Source organism: Flavobacterium sp. (assembly GCF_036759525.1).
Lineage (GTDB): Bacteria > Bacteroidota > Bacteroidia > Flavobacteriales > Flavobacteriaceae > Flavobacterium.
Map to the genome: position 1 here is coordinate 66,489 of NZ_DAIOUN010000003.1, position 20,119 is coordinate 86,607.

Annotated in this window: 16 protein-coding genes; 10 read left to right on the top strand and 6 right to left on the bottom strand. The window is 34.6% G+C overall.

What is annotated here, in order from left to right:
- Positions 1-25 precede the first annotated feature (25 nt).
- Positions 26-802, top strand: coding sequence for an amidohydrolase (locus V7M80_RS03490; protein ID WP_333694071.1), 777 nt, complete (start codon positions 26-28; stop codon positions 800-802).
- Here V7M80_RS03490 and V7M80_RS03495 read toward each other — a convergent pair.
- Together V7M80_RS03495 and V7M80_RS03500 are read right to left on the bottom strand one after the other, a co-directional pair.
- Positions 799-2,388 (bottom strand): Ig-like domain-containing protein, encoded by a 1,590-nt coding sequence (locus V7M80_RS03495; RefSeq protein ID WP_333694072.1) that lies wholly within the window; start codon positions 2,386-2,388, stop codon positions 799-801. The genes V7M80_RS03490 and V7M80_RS03495 overlap by 4 nt on opposite strands.
- A 76-nt stretch (positions 2,389-2,464) precedes the next feature.
- Positions 2,465-3,040, bottom strand: coding sequence for a ComF family protein (locus tag V7M80_RS03500; protein WP_333694073.1), 576 nt, complete (start codon positions 3,038-3,040; stop codon positions 2,465-2,467).
- Positions 3,041-3,259: 219 nt separating this feature from the next.
- Between V7M80_RS03500 and V7M80_RS03505 the strand changes: the two genes are divergently transcribed.
- From V7M80_RS03505 to V7M80_RS03520, 4 genes are all read left to right on the top strand, one after another.
- Positions 3,260-4,801 (top strand): glycine--tRNA ligase, encoded by a 1,542-nt coding sequence (locus V7M80_RS03505; protein ID WP_333694074.1) that lies wholly within the window; start codon positions 3,260-3,262, stop codon positions 4,799-4,801.
- 78 nt (positions 4,802-4,879) lie between these two features.
- Positions 4,880-5,647 carry a sensor histidine kinase gene (locus V7M80_RS03510; RefSeq protein ID WP_333694075.1) on the top strand — a complete coding sequence of 256 codons (768 nt, stop codon included), beginning with the start codon at positions 4,880-4,882 and terminating at the stop codon, positions 5,645-5,647.
- The gene (locus V7M80_RS03515) at positions 5,610-6,326 is read left to right on the top strand and encodes a LytR/AlgR family response regulator transcription factor (RefSeq protein ID WP_333694076.1); all 717 of its coding nucleotides are present in this window, start codon (positions 5,610-5,612) and stop codon (positions 6,324-6,326) included. Before V7M80_RS03510 ends, V7M80_RS03515 begins: the two co-directional genes overlap by 38 nt.
- Positions 6,327-6,435: 109 nt before the next feature.
- Positions 6,436-8,709, top strand: coding sequence for a cation:proton antiporter (locus V7M80_RS03520; protein ID WP_333694077.1), 2,274 nt, complete (start codon positions 6,436-6,438; stop codon positions 8,707-8,709).
- A gap of 61 nt (positions 8,710-8,770) precedes the next feature.
- Here V7M80_RS03520 and V7M80_RS03525 read toward each other — a convergent pair whose 3' ends face one another.
- Positions 8,771-9,298 (bottom strand): hypothetical protein, encoded by a 528-nt coding sequence (locus tag V7M80_RS03525; RefSeq protein ID WP_333694078.1) that lies wholly within the window; start codon positions 9,296-9,298, stop codon positions 8,771-8,773.
- Between the two features lie 271 nt (positions 9,299-9,569).
- Between V7M80_RS03525 and V7M80_RS03530 the strand changes: the two genes are divergently transcribed.
- The 4 genes from V7M80_RS03530 to V7M80_RS03545 all read left to right on the top strand — a co-directional run bounded on the left by V7M80_RS03530 (position 9,570) and on the right by V7M80_RS03545 (position 13,926).
- Positions 9,570-10,643, top strand: coding sequence for a LytR/AlgR family response regulator transcription factor (locus tag V7M80_RS03530; protein WP_333694079.1), 1,074 nt, complete (start codon positions 9,570-9,572; stop codon positions 10,641-10,643).
- A gap of 205 nt (positions 10,644-10,848) precedes the next feature.
- The gene (locus tag V7M80_RS03535; protein ID WP_333694080.1) at positions 10,849-11,058 is read left to right on the top strand and encodes a hypothetical protein; all 210 of its coding nucleotides are present in this window, start codon (positions 10,849-10,851) and stop codon (positions 11,056-11,058) included.
- A gap of 79 nt (positions 11,059-11,137) precedes the next feature.
- Positions 11,138-13,162, top strand: a complete 2,025-nt coding sequence (locus V7M80_RS03540; RefSeq protein ID WP_333694081.1) for a sensor histidine kinase — start codon at positions 11,138-11,140, stop codon at positions 13,160-13,162.
- Positions 13,163-13,260: 98 nt separating this feature from the next.
- Positions 13,261-13,926 carry a response regulator gene (locus V7M80_RS03545; protein WP_333694082.1) on the top strand — a complete coding sequence of 222 codons (666 nt, stop codon included), beginning with the start codon at positions 13,261-13,263 and terminating at the stop codon, positions 13,924-13,926.
- Positions 13,927-14,377: 451 nt separating this feature from the next.
- On the opposite strand, the gene thiL is transcribed toward V7M80_RS03545, so the two are convergent.
- Both thiL and lepA read right to left on the bottom strand, forming a co-directional pair.
- On the bottom strand, positions 14,378-15,424 hold the full coding sequence (gene thiL / locus V7M80_RS03550; protein ID WP_333694083.1) for a thiamine-phosphate kinase: 1,047 nt from the start codon (positions 15,422-15,424) through the stop codon (positions 14,378-14,380).
- 280 nt (positions 15,425-15,704) lie between these two features.
- A complete protein-coding gene (gene lepA / locus V7M80_RS03555; RefSeq protein WP_333694084.1) occupies positions 15,705-17,501 on the bottom strand; it encodes a translation elongation factor 4 in 1,797 nt (598 codons plus the stop codon).
- A 382-nt stretch (positions 17,502-17,883) separates the two neighbouring features.
- Between lepA and dusB the strand changes: the two genes are divergently transcribed.
- Entirely contained in the window at positions 17,884-18,882 is a 999-nt protein-coding gene (dusB, locus tag V7M80_RS03560; RefSeq protein ID WP_333694085.1) for a tRNA dihydrouridine synthase DusB, read from the top strand.
- On the opposite strand, the gene V7M80_RS03565 is transcribed toward dusB, so the two are convergent.
- On the bottom strand, positions 18,879-20,119 hold a 1,241-nt coding region (locus V7M80_RS03565; protein ID WP_333694086.1), incomplete at its 5' end, for an ABC transporter permease. The genes dusB and V7M80_RS03565 overlap by 4 nt on opposite strands.

Here is a 20,119-nt window from a genome sequence, read left to right on the forward strand (position 1 = left end):
GTATCTTTAACCAAATTCAATACCAATGAGAGTTACGCTAATTCAAGCCCCTTTAGCTTGGGAAGATCCTTCACAAAATAGGGCCTATTTTGAATCACAATTGAATCAGGTTACAGATTCAGATCTTATTGTTTTACCGGAAATGTTTACCTCCGGATTTACCATGAATCCCGCTTGTGTTGCCGAGTCAATGACCGGAATAACTATCAATTGGCTGAAAAAAACAGCTCAAAAAAAGGGAATTGCTATAACCGGGAGCTTGGTTATATCTGAAAACCATCAATTTTACAATCGAATGGTTTTTGTTTTTCCAAATGGAAATTTAGAGTATTATGATAAGAAACACTTGTTTTCATTAGCAGGAGAAGATAAAGTTTACCAACCGGGCAATGTCAAAAAGATTATATCTTTTAAAGGTTGGAAAATTTGTTTGCAAGTTTGTTATGATTTGCGTTTTCCGGTTTTTGTGAGAAATTTAGAAAATTACGATTGTATTATTTATGTTGCCAATTGGCCAAGTACTCGTATCAATGCCTGGGATGCTTTGCTCAAAGCTAGAGCCATAGAAAATTTATGTTGTGTGATAGGTGTCAATCGTGTAGGTAACGATTCTAACGGATTACAATATACCGGACATTCTCAAGTTATAGACGAATTAGGCAATTGTATTTTGGAACCTCAAAAAGAAGAAGGTCATTTTACGGTTACTATGTCGCTTCAAAAAATACACGAAACACGAGAAAAACTTAATTTTTTAAAAGATAAAGATTCGTTTACGGCAAATTGGGAAGTAAGCAACTAATTTTCGGGAAGCTGTAAGGTCTGATCTACATCCCAATTGGCCCGAACATCAATTTCTGTAGGGAAATAATAAACTTTTTCGGGTTGTCTTCTCTGTAAAAATGAACCGGTATCCCATTTTCCATTTTTATTTTCATCATAAATGATTCGAATGGTAAACATGTTGGGTTGTAACAAATTAAAATCAAATTCAGTTTTATTTTGGCTGTATTCTGTAGCAATTATATCCCCTTTGTTGTTGAGTAATTCTACCAAGAAAGGAAAGGATTTTACCCCTTCCAAACGGAGTTTTAAATTTCCATATTCTGAATGTTCTCGAGTACTAAAACGGTAGAGTAATGAATCGTTTGAACGTTCCAAATAATCTGTTACAGCTCCCTTATGAACAAAAAGAGTATATTTTTCCAGTGGGTCTTTGTCAAATTCAAATAAAATTTGCTGACGTTCCTCATGGTATTTGGTTTGAAATGGTACCGCAGTTGAATCTTTTCGAATTAAACGTATTAATTCGGGATTCATTTTTTGTATAGGAGTTGTACTATTTAGCGTAAAAGTTTCACGAAAGTGTAATGTTCCGCTTTGCTGGGCTGATAATTGTAACGTATCCGATTTTTGCGTTTTGTATTTAATCCAAAACGTCTTTTCGTAGCTTTCTTTTTCAATTCTTACTTGTAATGAATCAGCTTTTAGCGGTTTAAACCAAAGTTGTAGTGAATCTTTTTTGGGATATGGAGTTGTGATTACAGGAATATTTTCGGTTCCGGTAGCAATAGAAATTCGACTATTTGCAGCATCGCCTTCAAAACCTAATAACAAACGATTGCCTGATGCTTGAGTGGGTTTTAAGGCTTTAAAATTATTTTTTTCCTTAAATAAAGTGAGTTTATAAGTGTTTTCCGAAGGTATTGTCACGGTGTCTTGAACAAAGGCAATTTTATCCGTTTTGGGATTAAACAGGTTGTTCGAATTGGCATCTTTTAATGCTAATAAAAGGTATTTCCCGGCTTTTAAGTTTGTTAAGTTGAATTGAGCCGAACTGTCTAAAGTATTGGTAACATATCTGGGAACCTGTTTGTAAACAATTGAATCGGTAAATGTTGGCGAATAGTCATAAAGCATAACTGTAACAAAATTGTCAGGCTTTTTTTCAAAAGCATCCGAAATGGTCCCCGAAAGTTGTAACGAGTCGATATAAGTTCCCGTTGAAAAGACATATTTAAACTGAGACAGTGGATTTCCTTCGTTATTATCTTGAATACTTTGGCCAAAGTTAAAACTGTAAGTTGTATTGGGTACAAGTGTGTCTTTAATGCGAATGGTTAGTATTTTAGTTGCACTACTCGGGCCAATATCTGGAGCGTTTTTCATTGGTGGAGACACAATCAACTGTTTGTTTAAATCTTTCAATTTGACGTATTCATCAAAATAGATTTTGATTTCTTTTTTTGTAAAAGAAGTTGAAAAATTTTTAGGGTCACTCAATTTAATTACAGGCGGAATAGTATCTTTTAACCCACCGGTGATGTAACCTCTTTTGGCACATCCCATTAGACTTAAAGCCAATATAAGAAAAACAAAAAATCGCATCCAAAAAGAATTAGTAAGCCACAAAATAACAATTATATTTAGTGGAAATGAAATCTTTTGACTTTTTCTTTGTTTTTTAATGGGTGTAGGCCAAACAAGCGATACTTATTTTTGCATTTGGAATGGTTAGAAGAGCTTTTCCGCAGGCTTCAAATGTAGCTCCGGTTGTAAAAACATCGTCTACAATCAAAAAATGTTTGGATTCCATTTCTTTAAAATAATAGGCTCTAAAAACAGTTTTCTGTCCAAATGATCGGTCTAGTAGCTTTTTTCGCGTTTGGGTTTCGGTGTAGTTTTCTCGTACTAAAACCGTGTCATAATAAGGAATTTTCAGAGACTTAGCAATGGTTTTACCAAATTCTGCAACTTGATTGTAGCCTCTCTCTTTCATGCGTTTTTGGTGTAAAGGAACCGGAATAACCGCATCAAAAGGGGTTTTGGAATGGATTTTTTGCAATTCATCGGCATACATTTGCCCTAGAAATGTTCCTATTTCTTGATGATTTTTATATTTTAAATGATGAATCAGCTGCTGAACGTTTCCTTTTTTGTGAAAATACAAATAAGCAGAAGCATGTATTAGAGGCAATCTCCCGTAAAGTTTCTGAAAAAGTTCATTGTTTTCAATTTCGGTATGTCGTGTCCTAGGCAAGGTATGAATACACGCAATACACAGTATTTTCTCATGAGTTAGCAGGGGATAATTGCAAGAAAAACAGATTCTGGGAAAGAATAAATGAATAATTTCGGAAAACATAGTGTATGGCTTTTATAAATACGAATTGGCTTATATAATTTCAAAGATATAATTTTTTTAAAACTTTTATACAACGCTGTGATTTCAAGTGAGTTTTTATATTTTTGCACCATTATGGCGAAACAAGAAGATAATTTTAAGAATGTAATTTCACACGCAAAAGAGTACGGATTTATTTTTCCGTCTAGTGAAATTTATGACGGTTTGAGTGCCGTGTACGATTATGCCCAAAACGGAGCAGAATTAAAGAAAAACATTAGAGAATATTGGTGGAAATCAATGGTGCAAATGCATGAAAACATCGTAGGAATTGATGCGGCAATTTTTATGCATCCCACCACATGGAAAGCTTCCGGTCACGTAGATGCGTTTAATGACCCCTTGATTGATAACAAAGATTCCAAAAAAAGATACCGTGCCGATGTGTTAATTGAAGATTATGCCGAAAAATTAAACCAAAAAGCACAAAAAGAAATCGACAAAGCCAGAGAACGTTTTGGCGATGCGTTTGATGAAGAACAATATGTGACTACCAATGCTCGTGTGATGGAATACAAAGCCAAACAACGCGAGATTTTGGAAAGAATGGCTCGTTCCTTAGGCAATGAAGATTTGGCCGATGTAAAGGCGTTAATTGAAGAATTAGAAATCGCTTGTCCGGAGTCGGGTTCACGCAATTGGACCGAAGTACGTCAGTTTAATTTAATGTTCGGCACCAAATTAGGAGCTTCTGCTGATAATGCGATGGATTTGTACTTGCGTCCGGAAACGGCACAAGGAATTTTCGTGAATTTCTTGAACGTGCAAAAATCGGGTCGTATGAAGATTCCGTTTGGAATTGCTCAAACCGGTAAAGCGTTCAGAAATGAGATTGTAGCTCGTCAGTTCATCTTCCGTATGCGTGAATTTGAACAAATGGAAATGCAATTTTTCGTAAAACCGGGTGAAGAAATGAAATGGTATGAATACTGGAAAGAAACCCGTTTAAAATGGCATTTATCGCTTGGTTTAGGTAAAGAAAATTACCGTTTTCACGACCATGAAAAATTGGCTCATTATGCCAATGCAGCGGCAGATATCGAATTTAATTTCCCATTTGGGTTCAAAGAATTGGAAGGAATTCACTCCAGAACTGATTTCGATTTGAAAGCACACGAGCAATATTCAGGTAAAAAACTACAATACTTTGATACAGAGGAAAATAGAAACTATGTTCCGTATGTAGTGGAAACTTCGGTTGGTTTAGATCGTATGTTTTTGGCTGTTTTCTCCAATTCATTAGTTGAAGAAACCTTAGAAGACGGTTCAACTCGCACTGTTTTGCGTTTGCCATCGGTTTTAGCACCAACCAAAGCGGCCATTTTACCTTTGGTAAAGAAAGACGGTTTACCGGAAATTTCAAGAAAAATTGTGGAAGAATTAAAATGGGATTTCAACGTAGCCTATGATGAAAAAGATGCTGTAGGTCGTCGTTACAGAAGACAAGATGCGTTAGGAACACCGTTTTGTATCACGGTTGATCATCAAACCGCAGAAGATGAAACCGTTACTATTCGTCACAGAGACTCAATGCAACAAGATCGCGTGAAGATTTCGGAATTAAGAGATATCATTGCCAACGATGTTTCGATGCGAAATTGGTTGATGAAAATGTAATAACCTTTCAATAATATGTAATAAGGCTTTCCAATCGGGAAGCCTTATTTGTTTAAATTTGCAAGACATTTTCAGGACATGGAATCGAATGATTTTCAATTTTACTTTTATTTTTTAGTTTCTGCACTTGTTTTGGTGGTGGGAATTGCTCTTTTTTTGGGATATAAATTAGTGAAATCCTTAAAAAGAAAAGAAGTTCTTGAGTCGCAGTTTCAACAATTGGAAGATAAAGTCAACAATCTGCAATTGGAAACCCTAGAAGCGAAACTTAATCCACATTTGTTTAAAAACATATTAAATTCAATTCAATCGCATGCGTATCAAACCTATTTTGCTTTAGATAAACTCGCCAATGTGTTGGATTATATTTTATATGAAAGCCGTAAAAAATATGTCACGCCAAAGGAAGAAATTGAATTTGCTTGTAATTTAATAGAGATAAATAAAATAAAAGTTAGTCCGCTTTTTGAATTAAAAGTAAAAATGAAAGTGAATGAAGAGGAGTTGCTTTATAACCAAAAGTTAATGGCTCCGATGATTTCCATTGATTTGATTGAAAATGCCTTTAAACACGCCGATTTACAAAGTGCTGATGCTTTTATTTCAATCGTATTTGAGTTTAAAGAAAATGTTTTCAGTTTAACCGTTTCCAATAAAATTTCTCGAAAATCTAAATTAGAAAAAGAGAAGGGTGGTTTTGGAACACAAACATTAGAACAAAGATTAAAAATTATCTACAAAGATCATTTTAAACTGGACCGATTTGTAGAGAAAGACGTTTATATTGCTCACTTAAAAATTAATTTACTTGAACACAAAGCTGAAATGCTTGCTGCTCGACGATGAGTTGCCCGGATTAATGTATCTAAAAATGCTTTGCGAACAAATTCCGGAATTGGAAGTTTTAAAAGCATTTAATAATCCCGATGTGTTTTTAAGTGAAATCCCCGAATTAGATTTCGATTTATGCATTATAGACATCGAAATGCCAATGATTTCGGGACTTGAAGTAGCAAATCTATTACAAGGGAAACTCATTATTTTTGCTACTGCTTACAAACAATTTGCTTTGGATGCTTTTGAATTGGATGCAGTTGATTATCTTCAAAAACCAATAAAAAAAGAGCGTTTGCAAATGGCTGTACAAAAAGCATTGAAAAGAATTCAACAGGAGAGTCCAACCAAGAAGTTCGTTCAATTGCAGGCTGATAAGGGCAAAACACTTTTGTATTTTGACAAAATAAGGTACATTAAATCTGCTTTGATTGATAGCAGAGATAAAGAGGTGTTGTTAGAAGATAATTCAACACTAATTTTGAAAAATATCTCGTTTGAAAAATTAATCGAACTTTTACCAACCGCTGATTTTTGTAGAATTAACAAAAATGAAATTATAAAACTTTCTACAGTTAGCTTTTTTTCTGCCGATCAGATTACAACGACTATTACAGTTAAAGGGAAAAATCTGGTTCTAACGATAGGAAATTCTTTCAAGAAAGATTTTTTATCTAAACTCACTTTATAATTTGTTACATTTTTTTATTCTTTCATTACAAAAATAAAAGTTTCTATTTCATTTGCAGATTTTGCTGTTTTAAAATGATAGAATTTTATGGAAATTAAATGAATTTCCTATGAAAAACTTTAAAAACACATTCTTTTATATCTTAATCATTGGTGGATTTTCTGCTTTGATGTATTGGATTGCCGTTCAAGGCGAAAAACTGGAATTCAATAGAAGTATTGAAGTCGTTTCTACCAATTTATCGCAATGGGATTCGTTTTTAGAATCCATTACGCATAATATTCACCATCCGTTAGCGATACTTTTAGCTCAAATTGTTACCATAATTTTAGTAGCCAGAATGTTTGGATGGATTTGTAAAAAAATCGGGCAACCATCTGTTATTGGCGAAATTATTGCCGGAATTGTGCTAGGACCTTCGTTATTCGGTATGTATTTTCCTGAATTTTCAGCCAATCTTTTTCCAACGGAATCATTGGGTAACTTACAATTTCTTAGTCAAATAGGGCTTATTTTATTCATGTTTGTAATCGGAATGGAGTTAGATCTCAAAGTGCTTCAAAACAAAGCTCATGATGCCGTTGTAGTGAGTCATGCCAGTATCATTATTCCTTTTGCTTTAGGGATGGGATTGGCTTATTACATTTATGAATCGTTTGCTCCCGAAGGAGTTCAATTTGCCTCTTTTGGATTGTTTTTGGGAATTGCGATGAGTATTACAGCTTTTCCCGTTTTAGCACGAATTGTTCAAGAAAGAGGTTTGCATAAAACCCGCTTAGGAACGATGGTTATTACTTGTGCCGCCGCCGATGATATTACGGCTTGGTGTTTGTTAGCCGCCGTGATTGCTATTGTAAAAGCGGGTTCTTTCGTTAGTTCTCTTTATATCATTGCTTTAGCGGCTATTTATGTGTTGTTAATGCTAAAATTGGTTCGACCCTTCTTAAAAAGAGTTGGCGATCTATATTCCACAAAAGAAAAATTGAGTAAACCTGTCGTAGCTATCTTTTTTATAACGCTGATAGTTTCTTCGTATGCAACTGAAATTATTGGTATTCATGCTTTGTTTGGAGCATTTATGGCAGGTGCGATTATGCCGGATAATATGCGTTTTAGAACTCTTTTTATCGAAAAAGTAGAGGATGTTTCCATTGTGTTGCTTTTACCTTTATTTTTTGTTTTTACGGGTTTGCGAACCCAAATCGGGCTTTTAAATGACATGTATTTATGGAAAGTGACAGGTTTAATCATTTTAGTTGCAGTTATAGGAAAATTTGTTGGAAGTGCTTTAGCGGCCAGATTTGTAGGTCAAAATTGGCGAGATAGTTTAACTATTGGTGCATTAATGAACACCAGAGGTTTAATGGAATTGGTTGTTTTAAATATTGGTTACGATTTAGGTGTGCTCACGCCAGAAGTTTTTGCCATGATGGTCATTATGGCACTCGCAACTACATTTATGACCGGGCCTTTGTTGAATTTAATTGACCGAATTTTTGTAGAGAATCAACATGAAACTATTCCTGCCGAAGTAGTTGATGCCGGGAAATATAAATTGTTGTTTTCTTTTGGAGATATTCAAACAGGTAAGGCATTGTTGCGTTTGGGACACTTTTTTACCAAAAAGCAAAGCAAAAATGTGTTGATCACTGCTATGCATCTAATATCTACCAACGAAATCAATCATATTAACATTGAAGAGTATGAAAATGAACGTTTTGAACCAATTTTAAATGAAGCTAGTAAAATCAATCAGACTATTACCACTTTTTTTAAAGCATCCAATGATATTGATTCAGATATTACCAAAACTGCTAATCAAGGTGATTTTGATTTACTTTTGATTGGTTTGGGACAATCGATGTTTGAAGGAAGTTTTCTCGGAAAAGTTTTAGGTTTCACTACCCGAATGATAACGCCTGACAGAATTTTGAATACGCTAGCAGGAAAAGACAATATTTTTGAAGAATCTATTTTTGATGAAAGAACACGTCAAATAGTAATGAAAAGTGAAGTTCCGGTTGGCATTTTAGTTGATAAAGAATTTACAAAAGCTGATATTGTTTTTGTTCCTATTTTTGACAAAAGTGACGCTTTTTTAATCCAATTTGCTCAAAAACTCATTCTAAATAATGAATCCCAAGTTACGATTTTAGATTCAAAAGGATTAATTAAAAACAATCCAGAAATAAAGGAAATGATTCGTTCAATTGAACAAAAAGCACCTAATCATATTTGTGTTTTGAATGAACAAAAAATTGAAAAAGAATTTCTTATTAAACAAGATTTAATGCTTATTAGTCTTAATAGTTGGAAGAAATTGGTTGAATCAAGAGGCGTTTGGTTAAGCAACACACCTTCAACCTTGATAATACATAAATAAATAAAAAAATCCCAAATCTCAATGACTTGAAATTTGGGATTTTTTTATTAAACCTCTTTAATTAGAATCTATATCCTACAGTTATTCCGCCTCTACCAATAAATTCATAATCACGATTATCATTGTATTCACTAAATAGATTTCTACCTATTCCGGCATTAATTTCAAAAATAACGCCGCGTTTTGAAATCCATTTGCTTCCTACTCCAATTCCAAAGGCAAAGTCGGTTATGGTCTTTCTGCTCTCAAAATAGGTAGTACCACTGTTGTCATAAACATAATCGTCTACTTGGTTGAGCATACCAAATCCTTCTGCGAAGAAACCGGCTGCGGGCTTTTTACCAAAATAAAAACGGTAGTAAGGGGTTAAGGCAAACTTCACTTCGATATCGTTTACCATAGAAATACCGGCACTAATCCCAATACCGGATTCTTCATTTAAGAGTCGTTCATAGGTAGCTTCAAAGTTTCCAAAAACGAGCATTAATGCATTTCCTTTGATTTCATTGCGTTTAAAATCAGTGTTTTCTTGAGCGATTGCAATCGAGAAGAATCTGAAGAGTAGAAAAGAGCAGAGTAATTTTTTCATTGTTTTTTTAGTTATAATTTGTTTCAAATTAACAAAAACTATGCCTTACATTTTGTTTATTTTCAAAAAAAACAAACTACTACAGTATATTTTTTGTTTAAGACTTTGTTGATAATTAAAAATTTTCAAATTTCAACGATTCATAATTATACCTAAAATTGTAGTTAATTTACTATTGTGCCCCAATAGTCTACCCGTATTAACCTATTTTTCCTTTGGTGTTGAATAATTGATTTCTGAAAAAGAATTCTTTGTGCAATAAAAAAGGCAAATGAAGTACAGGTATATTTTACTTGACGATGATACTAAAAGTATTTTGAAAATGAGATCTGTAATGGATCAATTTTCAAATACCATTTGCGTGGGTACCGCAACGACATACAATGAAGGTCTCGATTTAATATTGGAACATCAACCGGAGTTGGTTTTTCTTGAAATTAATCCTCTTTCCAAAGAATCCGGCTTGTCTTTATTGCTAATAAACGAACTCTACCGTTATTTACCAATTGTCCCAAAGATTGTTGCTATTTCTCAAGATCAGACATTGGCTTATGAAGCTTTTAAGTTTGAGGTTTTTGATTTTTTAATCAAACCTTTTGACGTGAGTGCCATTCGAAAAATTATATTAAGATTAGATAAACATTCTATATTTAAGGAGTTACCAAAAGAGGAGGTAAAGAATCAATCCCAACAGATTGAATCAAAACCTAATGAAATTAAAGGAGTTGACCCTATACAATCCAAATCGGAATTGCAATCAGAGGAAGGATTGGCACGTGTTTATCAAGAATTGGCAGAAATTAGTGCCTTGTTGCGAAAGGTTTTAGAAAATTCAACGTCATTTCAGCCATCCGAAAATTTAAGTCTTCAAATAAGTGAGAAAATTGCTGGATTTATTCAGGATAAAATTGAAATAGTTCCACAACCTGATTGGATTGAAAAATGGAATGCAAATGCTTTTGAAAAAGGAACTGAACCTAAATTTCAAGAAGTAAAGCGAAATTTAATTTGTATAAAATCATATGGAGATTATCGTTTTCTGGAGTTAGATGACATTGCTTTTTTGAAAGCCGATAATAATTCAACCGATATTACAATGGGTTCCGGAGATGAAATTACAGCTTTTAAAACCCTGAAATATTTCGAAGAAAATTTACCCTCTAATTTCTTTAGAATACATAACAGTTACATTGTAAATCAGAATTACATCTCCAGAATTCATACCGGAAATACGGTTTGTTATATCAAAAATTCTAAAGTTCAAATCCCATTTTCCAAGAGTTATAAAGACAATATAGATCAAATATTAACTCATTTGGCCGGAATAGATTTTGGTTCTATTTAAAAAAGGGCATTCTACACTAATTTAAATATATTCTACACTCAAACGGGTTTGTTTCACCATTCACCCCTTGATTTTATTGGTGTTAAGATAGAAGCACTCTAATTTTACATCGTGAATCAGAAAAATCCACGTTCGGTTTTGTTGCGGTTTCACAAATAAAATTAGACACCAAAAATTACCAAAATAACTTAAAACTAAAATTATCATGAAAACAATCTTAGCCTTTTTAGGTTTGTTCATGTTCGCTTCTGTAACATCAACTGACTTGACTGAGAAAAATGTGGCAAACAATGAGCCTCTCTTGTTAGAGAACGGTGATGGTTCTGCACAGCCTAGAAAAAAACCAGATTTAGCATATTCTTCAGAGAATGGTGATGGTTCTGCACAACCCAGAAAAAAACCAGACTTAGCATAAATAAAATATTTTTAAAAAAAAGACTGCTTATCTTGTAAGCGGTCTTTTTTTTTTATATTTGATTATTAAATCTAATTTTTTGAATAAAAAAGTAATATATCTATTAGTTATACTAGCAATAGGGTGTAATGAAAAGAAGAGTCTTTTAAAGAATTCATCAGATGTTCAAGACTCTTTAGCTTTTTATTTATCAAATGCTTATGATGATGAATTAACTCTTAAGGATAGAGTTTCTTTCAATAAGAAAGCATTAAACATTTTAGATGATTTACCCAATGATACTTTAACACGAAAAAACTATATGCGAGTAGCTATACGTTTTTTTAACATGGCTATGTATGAAGAATACAAAGCATCTTGCGAAAAAGCCAAAAATCTTTCTATAAAAGCCAATGATACCTTAAATTTAGCTAGAGCTCTTAGTTATTTGGGAGATTACTACAAAGACACTTCTAAAAGCGACAGTGCATTTTTATATTACAATCAAGCCGAAAAAGAATACTTGAAATTGAACAACAATCTCAGAGTAGGCGAGATGTATCTAAAAAAAGCAGAAACCCAATACTACAACCGAGATTTTAGAGGGGCAGAAAATACGGCTTACATTGCCATGAAGTTTTTACGCTTATCTAAAGATAGTTATTTAGAATACCAAGCTACCAATTTAATTGGACTTTGTTTAAACGAACTCAAAGATTATGAAACGGCTATTCAGTTTCACAACAAAGCATTGGCTATTGTAGAACGAAACGACATTCCGGAATACTACCAACGAAAAGCGAGTTCACTTAACAATTTGGGATTGGTATATAAAAACATTGATAATTACCCATTAGCTATTAAAAACTTTTCTTTAGCCCTAAAAGAGCCTTATTTAAAAGCAGATGATCCTTTTCTGTATGCCATGGCAGTAGATAATCTTGCACATTCAAAACTGAAGTATAAAGATTTCAATGAGCTTCCCGAACTTTTCTATGAATCTTTAAAAATTAGAGATAGTTTGAAAGCTACAACCGGGATTATTATAAATAAAATTCATCTTTCCGAGTATTACGAAGCCATAGGCATAAGAGACAGTTCTTTAAAATTTGCACAAGATGCCCATCGATTGGCTTTGGAGTCAAGAAGTTTAGGGCACCAACTGTTAACTTTAAAGCAATTGGGAAATGTTGAAACCGAAAAAAGTAATTTATATACCAAACAATATATTGATTTAAGTGATAGCTTATTGCAAGAAGAACGAAAAGTAAGCGAAAAGTTTGCCCGAATTGAATTTGAAACCGATGAATTCAAAAGACAAAAAGAGCAATTGGCCATTCAGAATAGAAATATCATTTTATTTGCTTTATTAGCGGTTTTCATTGTTGTCCTCCTATATATAATTAGAGATCAAAGAAATAGGAATGCTCAGTTTAGGTTGCGTGAAGCCCAACAAAGAGCGAATGAAGAAATTTACAACCTAATGCTAAGTCAGCAAAAAAGACTTGACGAAGTTATTCAAAAAGAAAAACAACGAATTGGTCAAGAGTTACACGATGGCGTTTTAGGAAGATTATTTGGTGCCCGATTGAATTTGGACAGTTTAAATCGGAAAAACGATGACAAGGCCATAGAAGGTAGAGATCACTACATATCCGAATTAAAAAATATAGAACAAGATATCCGAGAAATATCGCATGAATTGAACCGTGAAAAATTTGCATTGGTTAATAATTTTGTAGCCATTATTACCAATTTGTTAGAAGAACAACGCAATATCAAAGAAGAGTTGAATTTAATTTATAAAATTGACCCTTCTATAAAATGGGACAGAATTGCCAATGATGTAAAAATTAATCTCTACAGAATTGTTCAAGAGTCTTTGCAAAATATCAATAAATATGCGGCAGCCAAAAATGTATCCATTAATCTCTTAAAAGACGCAGATAATCTTCATCTTTCAATTATTGACGACGGAGTTGGGTTTGATGTATCCAAAAAAAGTAAAGGTATCGGACTCAAAAATATAGAATCCAGAGTTCAAGCTTGTAAAGGTATTTTTGAAATTAAATCTAAAAAAGGGGCCGGTACCCGAATTGTAGTTGACATTCCGATAACAAAATAAGTTTTCAAACGAATTAAATTTTATTAAATTGAAATTTTAATCCGAAAAAAATATTTTCTTGTTATATTTGAATGATAATCTTCATTGTTGCTTGAACCATGACTAAAAACTACCAAATTATTATTGTTGACGACCATCCTTTTATTATTGAGGCCTACAAAAACGCACTCAAAAGTTACAGTGCCAATAATTTTGAATACAGTACGACTCAAGCTAATAATTGCAAATCAGCCTACGAAACCATAACATCAGCTGTACAACCTTTTGATATTGCGTTTTTAGATATTAGCATGCCGCCCTACGAAGAAAAAAACATAATGTCAGGTGAAGATTTGGCCAAATTACTTCGTAAAAACATGCCCGATTGTAAAATTATTTTACTTACAATGCATACAGAGCTTATTAAGATAAATAACATTATTAAGGAAATAAACCCCAATGGATTAATAATAAAAAATGATTTAACTTTTGACGAACTTCTGTTAGCCTTCGATAAAATCCTGAATAATGATAATTATTATAGTCAAACCGTTGTCAAATTTGTAAGCCAATCGCAATATGAAAATTTACAAGTTGACGAATTTGACAAACAGATTTTATATCACCTTTCCAAAGGAATCAAAACAAAAGACCTCCCAAGTTATGTGCCTTTATCTTTGAGTGCAATCGAAAAAAGGAAATTAAATTTAAAGGAAATCTTGAACGTTAAAGGCAGCAGTGACGTAGAATTGATAACCGAAGCTAAAAACAAAGGATTGCTATAGCGTAAATTGGTCTAAAACCGTAATTAAAAATACGGCAAACCGTAACTATTTATTTGAAAATCAAAAATATATTTGTACCGAGTTAGTTTATCAGCTTTATTAAAGCTAAAGAGGTACATGAATACTTTTCAATTTTTTAAATCCTAATTTTGAAAACTTGAAAAAGGGTAAATTTAAAAGCAACAATTTTAATTGTTGCTTTTTTTATTACGGTAAACCGCAACCAAAAAAACGGTAAACCGTAATCAGATATGCGTTTAACCGTATATAACTTTTAGGTTTTTGATTCTACATTTACATCATCAATGAAGTTCTTTTTGAATATAGAAAATTGACTCTAAGACCGTGTGATGTAGCTTGAAAATACCACCCTTTTGCCCCACAAAAGATTAACCTACAAAAGCTACTTAAAAAAATTAAAAAGCGATAGCCCCAACTATCGCTTTTGTTTTTATTCTGCTAAGGCGTTCCAGCCTCTGGCTTTAAGTTCTATTTTTTGATTGGCTCGCGTAACCAAATGTTTGCCTTCACTTTCTTTCACCATGTGCCCAACAACAGTTAAGTTCGGGTTTCCTTTGATTTTATCATAGTCTTCCAAAGCAATCGTAAATAACAATTCGTAATCTTCGCCACCGTTGATGGCAACTGTAGTGCTGTCGATGTTGAATTCTTCGCAAACAGCAATTAGTTGTGGGTCAAGCGGAAGTTTCTCTTCGTAAATCGTGCAACCTACATTAGATTGCTTACAAAGATGCATGATTTCAGAGGAAAGTCCGTCGGAAATATCAATCATCGAAGTAGGTTTTACCTCTAGTTTTTCTAACAATTCTTTGATGTCTTTTCGAGCTTCCGGTTTTAGTTGACGTTCAATTAAATAGGTGTAATTATCTAAATCCGGTTGGTTGTTGGGATTTACTTGAAACACTTGCTTTTCGCGTTCCAGCACTTGCAAGCCCATATAAGCGGCACCGATATCGCCGGTAACTACTAACAAGTCATTCGCTGCGGCTCCATTTCGATAAACAAGATCTTCTGCATTGGCTTCACCTAACGCGGTGATGGAAATAATTAATCCTTTTTGAGACGAAGTGGTGTCGCCACCAATCACATCCACCTTATAAAATTGAGAAGCAAGCGTAATTCCGGCAAAAAATTCTTCCAACGCTTCGAGTGGAAAACGATTAGAAACCGCAATGGAAACGGTGATTTGGGTTGGCGTTGCATTCATCGCACAAATGTCAGATATATTCGCCACCACGGCTTTGTAGCCCAAATGTTTCAACGGCATATAGGTCAAATCAAAATGCACCCCTTCGATTAATAAATCGGTAGAAACAACGGTTTTTTTATCCTTGAAATCCAAAACAGCAGCATCGTCGCCAATGCCTTTTAAGGTAGAAGGTTGGTTGATTTCAAAATGCTTCGTTAAATGGTCAATTAAACCAAATTCGCCCAATTGAGCGATCGAGGTGCGTTGGGGTGATTTTTCTTCTAACATAGTATTTTTATGATGTGCAAAGGTAGGAAGATTTTAGGAATCAACATAACTCCCGGTTTCAACCGAAAGATTTGTGAACCGTGTAGAAAACAATTTTCATCTCAAGGTTGAAACCGTGGGATACTAAAAAACCCAACAACTCTCGTCATTGGGTTTCATTATACAGTACATGATTTACATTATTCAAATATAATGTTCGTGTTTCTCAGCTTCTTCAAAAGTCTTAATACTTAATACTTAATACTTAATACTTAATACTTAATACTTTGTACTTAATACTCTAATCATTCAACTTCAACACCGCCATAAACGCCTCTTGCGGAATCTCTACATTCCCCACCTGACGCATTCTCTTTTTCCCTTTTTTCTGTTTTTCCAACAGTTTTCGTTTACGGGAAATATCTCCACCGTAACATTTGGCAGTAACGTCTTTACGCAAGGCTTTTATCGTTTCACGGGCAATGATTTTGGCACCAATAGCGGCTTGAATCGGAATATCAAACTGTTGTCTCGGGATGAGTTCACGTAGTTTTTCACACATTTTCTTACCAATGTTATACGCATTGTCTTCGTGAATCAAAGCAGATAAAGCATCTACTTGATTGGCATTTAACAGTACATCTAATTTTACCAATTTCGAAGCACGCATCCCAATGGGGTGGTAATCAAACGAAGCATATCCTTTGGATACCGTTTTTAAACGATCATAAAAATCAAATACAATTTCGGCCAACGGCATATCAAAATTCAACTCCACTCGTTCTGTCGTTAAATATGTTTGATTGGTAATGATTCCGCGTTTTTCAATACACAAACTCATCACGTTCCCCACAAAATCAGATTTCGTAATGATAGTGGCTTTGATAAATGGTTCCTCCACACGGTCTAATTTAGAAGGCTCCGGCAAGTCGGATGGATTGTTTACTACAATCGCAGTATCCGGTTCTTTTTTGGTATAAGCCAAATACGAAACGTTAGGTACCGTGGTAATTACCGTCATGTCGAATTCACGCTCCAAACGTTCCTGAATAATCTCCAAATGCAACATGCCCAAGAATCCACAACGGAAACCAAAACCCAAAGCAGCAGAACTTTCAGGAGCAAAAACCAAGGAAGCATCGTTCAGTTGCAATTTCTCCATCGAAGCTCTCAAGTCTTCAAAATCTTCGGTATCTACCGGATAAATTCCAGCAAAAACCATCGGTTTTACGTTTTCAAAACCGGTAATCATATTGGTCGTTGGGTTTTTGGCATCGGTAATCGTGTCACCTACTTTTACTTCTTTAGCTTCCTTAATTCCGGAAATCAAATAGCCTACATCACCTGTAGAAATCACGTCTTTTGGAACCTGATTTAACTTCAACGTACCTACTTCATCGGCAAAATATTCTTTACCGGTAGCCATAAATTTAATTTTTTGACCTTTTCGAATCTCACCGTTTTTTACTCGGAAAATAACTTCAATACCACGAAACGGATTGTAATGTGAGTCAAAAATCAACGCCTGCAACGGTTCTTCTTTTTCGCCTTTTGGTGGCGGAATTTTATCGATAATAGCGGCCAAAATATTCTCCACCCCAAAACCGGTTTTACCCGAAGCGTGAATAATATCTTCTAAATCACAGCCTAATAAATCAATAATATCGTCGCTCACTTCCTCCGGATTAGCACTTGGTAAATCGACTTTGTTCAACACCGGAATAATTTCCAAGTCGTTTTCCAAAGCCAAATATAAATTGGAAATCGTTTGAGCCTGAATACTTTGAGCCGCATCCACAATCAACAAAGCCCCTTCGCAAGCGGCAATCGAACGGGAAACTTCATACGAAAAATCCACGTGTCCCGGCGTATCAATCAAATTCAATATATATTTCTCGCCTTTGTAGGTATATTCCATTTGAATCGCGTGACTCTTAATCGTAATCCCACGTTCACGTTCCAAATCCATATTGTCCAGTAACTGAGCCTTTTCCTCACGTGCCGTCACGGTCTGAGTAGCACTCAGCAATCGGTCAGCCAGCGTACTTTTTCCGTGGTCAATGTGGGCAATAATGCAAAAATTTCGTATGTTCTTCATCTTCGTTTAATTCAATTTTTTTGGGCGTTTTCGCCGCGGCGAACGGGCTGTCCGCTATATCTTTTGTTCTCCCGATAGCTATCGGGAGAACAAAAGGATGCCGCTCCCAACCCTAACGCAACCTGCTCCTTAGCGAATTGTGTGCAAATATAAAGCAAAGTTTTGGATTTTAAAGGGGATAAAGCTGACAGGTTTTCAAAACCTGTCAGCTTTAATATTAAATTAGTTTGCGATTGTTTTGTCTGTTCCTCTTATCATCTGAGTTTATTCTATATTGTTATTTATACAATGCTTATTTTTTCGAAAAATTAAACCTGTCAGGTTTAGATTTATCCCATTTTGCAAACCCCACTCGTTTCCCTATCTTTGCAAAAAAAATACAATGCCAAAAATCGGAAACATCATCTTACCCGACTTTCCCTTACTTCTTGCCCCGATGGAAGATGTGAGTGATCCGCCGTTTCGTCGCTTGTGCAAATTGCACGGAGCCGATTTGATGTATTCTGAATTCATTTCGTCCGAAGGCTTGATTCGGGATGCTATGAAAAGCAAACAAAAACTCGATATTTTTGATTACGAACGTCCGGTTGGAATTCAAATTTTTGGGGGTGATGAAGAAGCGATGGAAATGTCTTCCCGCATTGTAGATGCGGTGCAACCCGATTTAGTGGATATTAATTTTGGTTGTCCGGTGAAGAAAGTGGTGTGCAAAGGTGCCGGTGCCGGAGTTCTAAAAGATGTTGATTTAATGATTCGCTTGACAAAAGCAGTAATTAAGGGTACCAATCTTCCGGTAACGGTAAAAACCCGTTTAGGTTGGGATGAAAACTCTATCAACATTGATGAGGTTGCCGAACGTTTACAAGACATTGGGGTGCAGGCTTTAACCATTCATGCCCGAACGCGTGCTCAAATGTATAAAGGTCATTCGGATTGGTCACATATTGCTCGAGTAAAAAACAATCCGAGAATAACGATGCCTATTTTTGGCAATGGCGATATCGATTCACCCGAGAAAGCTTTAGAATATAAAAACAAATATGGCATTGACGGTATAATGATTGGTCGTGCTGCCATTGGTTATCCATGGATTTTTAACGAAATCAAACATTATTTCAGAACCGGAGAACATTTACCGGAACCATCTATGAAAGACCGCATCGAAGCGGCTCGAAATCACTTAATTTGGTCCATGGAATGGAAAGGTGAACGCGTTGGAATTTTTGAAATGCGTCGTCACTACACCAATTATTTCAAAGGTATTCACGGATTTAAAGACTACAAACAAAAATTAGTTACCACCGACGGAGCCATGGCTTTAATGGATGTTTTTGACGAAATTGCTCAAGTGTATGCCGATTATCAAATAGTGAAATCTTAGTTTTCAATAAATTTCTTATTTACCCGACTGCTGGCAATCCATGAAGCTGAAATACCTAAAACAGCTATGGTGACCATCACTATTAGTACATTAATTAAAGAGAACCGAACCGGATAAGCCATACTTTGATTTATCATTATGAATCCAAATTCTTGTTGAAGTAGGGTAATAACTATTCCGAATAGTAATCCGATTACACTTCCCAAAAAACAAATTAAAAAACCTTGTAAGAGAAAAATTTTTCTCAAATCATTTAGAGGCAAGCCCAAATTATACAATGTTTTTAAATTGGCTTTCTTTTCAATTATAATCATGATAATAGCTCCAATCAAGGTAAATAAAGTAACTGCTATGACTAAAGTAAAAATGAGGTATAAAATTAAATTTTCGGTATTGAGCATTCTGTAAAGCGATTCATTGAGTTGAGATCGGTTTTTCAAAATTACATTTGAATCCAAAATTTGAATGATTTGATTTACCACTTCAATTTCATTTGCATCCGATTTCAGCTTTATTTCTAAACCCGAAATTTCATTGGTGTTGTAGTTTAATAATTCTTGAACGAGATCCAAATTGGCAAAAACGTATTTTTGATTCATTTCATCCGTGCTGAAGTAAAATCCAACGGGAATTAACCCAAGCTTGGTAAAGGCTTGATTGGGGGAATCAATAGTTCCTTTGCCCGGTTTAGGAACCAAAACCTCAAATTGATTGACTAAGTCAAACAATCCTAATGATAATTTTTGTCCAATACCAATTCCAATAACCGCTTGATCTGTTTCGGGTTCAAGCCACTGCCCTTGAAAAATGGTTTTTTCAATTTGATTTACTTTGTTAAATACAGAATCAACTCCTTTAATATGAGCAAGCTGGTCTTTTCCGTTAAAAGTAAATAAGGCTCTTTCTTCAATGATTTTACTGTAATATTCAATTCCGGGAACTTGGGCCAATTGCTTTTCTGTTTCAGGATTGATTGTTATTTTTTTTCCGGTTTTTACAAAAGCTTTTAAATCCGGGTCAAAGTCATTAGAGAACGAAAGGCTAAAATCTTTCAATCCACTAAAAACAGATAAAACGACAAACAAAGCCATAGTGCCGGCCACAATACCTATTCCGGATATCCAAGTAATACTATTTATGGCAGAGTTTTTACTGCCACTATACACATATCGTTTGGCTATAAAAAACGGAAATTTCACGCTAGGATTTTTTTCTTTTATCCAGAAGTTCGGGTCTT

Coding starts and splice junctions, on each gene's coding strand:
- dusB (WP_333694085.1), top strand. CDS start 17,884: ATGCCAAAAATCGGAAACATCATCTTACCCGACTTTCCCTTACTTCTT.
- V7M80_RS03495 (WP_333694072.1), bottom strand. CDS start 2,388: ATGCGATTTTTTGTTTTTCTTATATTGGCTTTAAGTCTAATGGGATGT.
- V7M80_RS03530 (WP_333694079.1), top strand. CDS start 9,570: ATGAAGTACAGGTATATTTTACTTGACGATGATACTAAAAGTATTTTG.
- V7M80_RS03505 (WP_333694074.1), top strand. CDS start 3,260: ATGGCGAAACAAGAAGATAATTTTAAGAATGTAATTTCACACGCAAAA.
- V7M80_RS03535 (WP_333694080.1), top strand. CDS start 10,849: ATGAAAACAATCTTAGCCTTTTTAGGTTTGTTCATGTTCGCTTCTGTA.
- V7M80_RS03520 (WP_333694077.1), top strand. CDS start 6,436: ATGAAAAACTTTAAAAACACATTCTTTTATATCTTAATCATTGGTGGA.
- lepA (WP_333694084.1), bottom strand. CDS start 17,501: ATGAAGAACATACGAAATTTTTGCATTATTGCCCACATTGACCACGGA.
- V7M80_RS03490 (WP_333694071.1), top strand. CDS start 26: ATGAGAGTTACGCTAATTCAAGCCCCTTTAGCTTGGGAAGATCCTTCA.
- V7M80_RS03545 (WP_333694082.1), top strand. CDS start 13,261: ATGACTAAAAACTACCAAATTATTATTGTTGACGACCATCCTTTTATT.
- V7M80_RS03510 (WP_333694075.1), top strand. CDS start 4,880: ATGGAATCGAATGATTTTCAATTTTACTTTTATTTTTTAGTTTCTGCA.
- V7M80_RS03525 (WP_333694078.1), bottom strand. CDS start 9,298: ATGAAAAAATTACTCTGCTCTTTTCTACTCTTCAGATTCTTCTCGATT.
- thiL (WP_333694083.1), bottom strand. CDS start 15,424: ATGTTAGAAGAAAAATCACCCCAACGCACCTCGATCGCTCAATTGGGC.